The organism is Ignavibacteria bacterium, from assembly GCA_016873845.1.
Taxonomy (GTDB): Bacteria; Bacteroidota; Ignavibacteria; order Ch128b; family Ch128b; genus JAHJVF01.
Map to the genome: position 1 here is coordinate 1 of VGVX01000114.1, position 4,502 is coordinate 4,502.

General features: G+C 34.6%; 3 protein-coding genes. All 3 read right to left on the reverse strand.

Annotated features, from left to right (window positions below; all coding sequences use genetic code 11):
- The coding region (locus tag FJ213_12810) for an HsdR family type I site-specific deoxyribonuclease (protein ID MBM4177030.1) at nt 1-2,190 on the reverse strand (2,190 nt) is incomplete at its 3' end.
- A gap of 14 nt (nt 2,191-2,204) precedes the next feature.
- Nucleotides 2,205-3,296 carry a Fic family protein gene (locus tag FJ213_12815; protein ID MBM4177031.1) on the reverse strand — a complete coding sequence of 364 codons (1,092 nt, stop codon included), beginning with the start codon at nt 3,294-3,296 and terminating at the stop codon, nt 2,205-2,207.
- 249 nt (nt 3,297-3,545) lie between these two features.
- Nucleotides 3,546-3,929: a DUF559 domain-containing protein gene (locus FJ213_12820; protein MBM4177032.1), complete on the reverse strand. Its 384-nt coding sequence runs from the start codon at nt 3,927-3,929 to the stop codon at nt 3,546-3,548.
- Nucleotides 3,930-4,502 lie beyond the last annotated feature (573 nt).

Here is a 4,502-nt window from a genome sequence, read left to right on the forward strand (position 1 = left end):
ATCTTTATCGTCATAAGTGCCTTTGATAAGTGAAAGATATTTAGGTGCTTCTTTCTCCATCATATTCTTAAACAAAGTTTTTAACAAAGCGATATCTTTTACAACACTCTTAACATCATCAGAATCAAAAGCCAAAGCTTTCTCAAGCTTATCAAATATTCCAATAAAGTCTAAAACAAAGCCAAATGGCTTCTTCTTTCCACTATCATCTTCATAAGGACGATTTACTCTTGCGATTGCTTGTAACAATGTATGATCCCTCATTGGTTTATCAAGATACATTGCGTACAGTATTGGCGCATCAAATCCGGTAAGCAGTTTTTCAGTAACTATTAAAATCTTTGGGTATTGATCTGGTTTGCAAAAACTTTTTCTTATTCTCTTTTCATCTTCTTTTGAAATATGATACTTCTTTAATTCTTCCGAATCGTTATAATTTCCGGTGTACACGACTTCTGAATATTCTGGAGGAAGGTATTTATCCAAAGCGTGTTTGTATAATGCACATGCTTCTCGATCTACAGCTACTACAAAAGCTTTATAACCAAGATTTTCAACGTAAGTCTTATAATGCTCAGAAATAAACTTTGCAATCTTATTTACTCTTCTTTTGCCTTTTAAGAAATTCTTGGTGACTACTGCCCTTTCAAGTATCTTATTCAATTCGTCTATATCGCTTATGCCTTCAGCTTCTGCAAGGCCAAGGAATTCTTTTTCAAGTGTTTCTTCTGGTACTAATAAATCATTAGGAGCGAGTGAATAATAAAGTGGAACGGTTGTACCATCTTCAATAGAATCTGAGATTGAGTATTTATCCAGATAACCTTGTGGATCATCAATGCCGAATGTCTTAAATGTACCTCTGCCATAAACTGTTTTATCTATAGGCGTTCCAGTGAAACCCATGTAAGTAGCATTGGGAATTGCTGCCATAAGATAATTTCCAAGATCACCGGAAGTAGTGCGATGTGCTTCATCTACCAATACATAAATGTTTTTTCTGAGGTTTACATTAGCTGGCATTTCATTAAACTTATGAATCATGCTTATAATGATTCCGCGATAATCTTGCTTTAAAAGATCACGAAGCTTTACAATCCTATCTGCGTGCTCAATGTTTTTTAATCCCAAGGATATGAGATTTTTAATCATCTGATCTTCAAGCTCATTGCGGTCAATAAGTAAAATGATAGTAGGTTTATCTGTGTCTTTGAGCTTGAATAGAATTTCAGCAGCTTTAATCATAGTATATGTTTTACCGGAACCTTGAGTATGCCAAATAAGTCCACGTTTTTTTGTTTCATCAATGCTTCGCGTTACTATCTTTTCAACTGCTTTAACTTGATGCTGGCGAAGTATGTACTTGTTAAGCTCTTCGTTCTTTTCGGCAAAGAGAATATAATTTTTAATGTACGATAAAATTTTTTCGGGCTGAAAGAATGTTTTTATCTTGAATTCAAGATTACCTATTTCGTCTTCCCGACCTTCGCCAAAGTCTTCGGCGGGCAAGCCTCTCCAATTGAAGAGATCCTTTCGATTTAGATTCCAAGTTACTCCATAAGAAAAGCCCAATGCCTCAGTAACTGAGAAAATCTGCTGAGGGACTATCATTTCGGGAGTTTCTTTGTGATAACGTCTGATTTGATCTATTCCGATAGCTAATGCTTCATCTTTTGTAGCACTTTTACATTCAACAACTACTACAGGAATACCATTGATCAGAAATACTACATCTTCACGATTTCCATATCGTCCATTATTATAATAATACTCTTCAGATACTTGATAAATGTTATTTGAAGGATTCTCATAGTCGATCAGAGTTAAATTATACTCCCGATTATCATCTTGATTGAAGAAATTCTTCTCGCCTCTCAGATATTCTAGAAAATCTTTATTACCTTGAATGTCAAAACGAAGTAATGATAATTGAGAGATTATATCTGATGGATTTAATAGTTTTGGATTAAACTCAATAAGCTTTTGAGTTAGTATATCTTTGAAGAAAAGTGATGAGTTTTTAATTCTTTCTTGAGGTAATGATGCTGAAGTATCAAAGTGACGAAGTTCCTCTGCTTTGGATTGAGAGATATACTGCCAGTTTACCTTGCCGTTAGGCAGGCCAATATCTTGAGCATATTCTAATATTCTCTGCTGAACTGTTTTATGTTCTGTGAAAGATTGACTCATTAAAATTTCAAGATTTATTTGTTTGCAATATCAATAAGCTTTCTGAAAGCATAAATAGTCGGTTTACGTCCTATGCCTTTCATCAAAATTGTAAGAGTATCTGATTCCTCCAATCGCTTCAAAATCCTTTTTGAACTTGCTCTCGGTATCTTCGAACTTTTAATAAAATCAGTTGAAGAAAAAATCGGCATATCAAACAAAATATCCAGAGCTTTTATTGAGTATTGTGAATGGGTTATGCTTACGATCTTTTCTTTCATCATTTCATATAATTCTAAAATTGCCTTTGCTTTTTCAATGTTTTTCTCAGATTGTGAGATTATACCTTTTAAGAAAAATACTATCCAACTTTCCCACTCTTTGTTATCCGTGATTGCTTTTAACTTATTATAATATTCATCTCGGTTAGATTCAAAAAATGCGCTGATATAAAACATCGGAACACTAAGTATTTTCTTTTCAAATAAAAAAAGAGGAATTAAAATTCTTCCTATTCTTCCATTTCCATCAAGAAAGGGATGAAGTATTTCAAATTGAGCGTGTACAATTGCAAGCTGAACAAGTTTGTCCTTTTCATCATAATGAATGTATTTTTCAAAATTATCTAAGTAAACTGGTAAATCAGCCGGACTTGGAGGGATAAACCTCGCTTGCTCAATTGTACTGCCAGGTTTACCTATCCAGTTTTGTATTTTTCTAAATTCACCGCGTGCTCTGTTTTCTCCTCTTACGCTTTGCAACAAAACGGAATGCATATTTTTGATTAAGTTCAAACTGATCGGTCTTGTTTTCATTTCTTTTACAGCAAGCGAAGTAGCTTTTTGATAGTTTAGCACTTCATGGATATCTTTATATCTTGCAGTTTCTGTTTTTGGATCAGCTTCAAATCTCAAAACTTCTTCGAGGGTTGCTTGTGTACCTTCAATTCGCGATGATAAAACGGCTTCTTGAGTTCTCAACGGTGATAGCAGCAAAACCGGATTAGGCATTGTCTGCAATATTCCATCGTAATGAGCTAATTTTCTATTAGCTTCTCCAGTTAAGCTTATTAATCTGCTCCAATCCAAATTTTGAAGTGGAAGTCTGTCTGGTTTGTAAGGATTCATTCTTGGCTCATTTATGAGTTACAATTTATCTTGCGGCTCAAATGTAATGATATATGAGCCACAAAGCAAGTTGTAGTTATTATATGAGCTAAAAGGTTAACACACTCCTAAATCCCCTCTTAAGATGGGATTTTATCAATTTCAAATTCAATATCTTTTACTCGGATTTGACTTTTCAATAAATACCTCAGAATAAACAAGCGTATTGTCCCCTCTTGAGAGGGGCGAGGGGTGTGTCCAAAACTTAGATCAACGAATATTTTTCTTTTCAAAATCATCAATCCAATCTTCAATTCTATTAATGACATTATCCAGTTGATGCCTTACTTCCAGATCATCAAATCGCAAAAAACTTATACCGTAATTCTCCAATCTATTTTGCCTGCGAATATCCCGTTCCTGATTTCCATAATGACTTTCTCCATCAATTTCAATCGCAAGCATTAGCTCATTGCAAAAAAAATCAACTATGTAATTATCCAGCGGTTTTTGTCGGTGAAAATCATATCCTTTCATTTGCTTATTCTTTAAGTAATTCCAGATCATAACCTCAGTGAATGTGCTGTTGTTTCGCAGCACTCTAGCTTTTTCTTTTAGTTTCGGGTTGTATGGGATTATTTTCCTTCTCATTATTACTACATATCCCTTCGTCCCATTTCAAGAATGGATAGCTGCGTTTTTTCAAATTCAATATCCTTTACTCGGATTTGACTTTTCAATAAATACCTCAGAATAAACAAGCGTATTGTCCCCTCTTGAGAGGGGCAAGGAGTGTGTTTATATTTAATTTTAAAGTCTCTCACCATTCTAACACATCCCTTCGTCCCTTCTCAAGAATTTTTCCTTTACTCGGATTTGACTTTTCAATAAATACCTCAGAATAAACAAGCGTATTGTCCCCTCTTGAGAGGGGCGAGGAGTGTGTCTAACAACCGCATTATTTATTAACATCCTCCTCATCTTTCTTACACATCCCTTTGTCCCTTCTCAAGAAGGGATAGCTGTGTTTATACTATCTCAAATTCAATATCTTTTACTCGGATTTGACTTTTCAATAAATACCTCAGAATAAACAAGCGTATTGTCCCCTCTTGAGAGGGGCAAGGGGTGTGTTTATATCTAATTTTAAAGTCTCTCACCATTCTAACACATCCCTTCGTCCCTTCTCAAGAAGGGATAGCTGTGTTTTTTCTATCTCAAATTCAA

Bases quoted from the DNA above. Each gene is read 5' to 3' on its own strand.
- FJ213_12815 (MBM4177031.1), bottom strand. From the start codon at position 3,296: ATGAATCCTTACAAACCAGACAGACTTCCACTTCAAAATTTGGATTGG.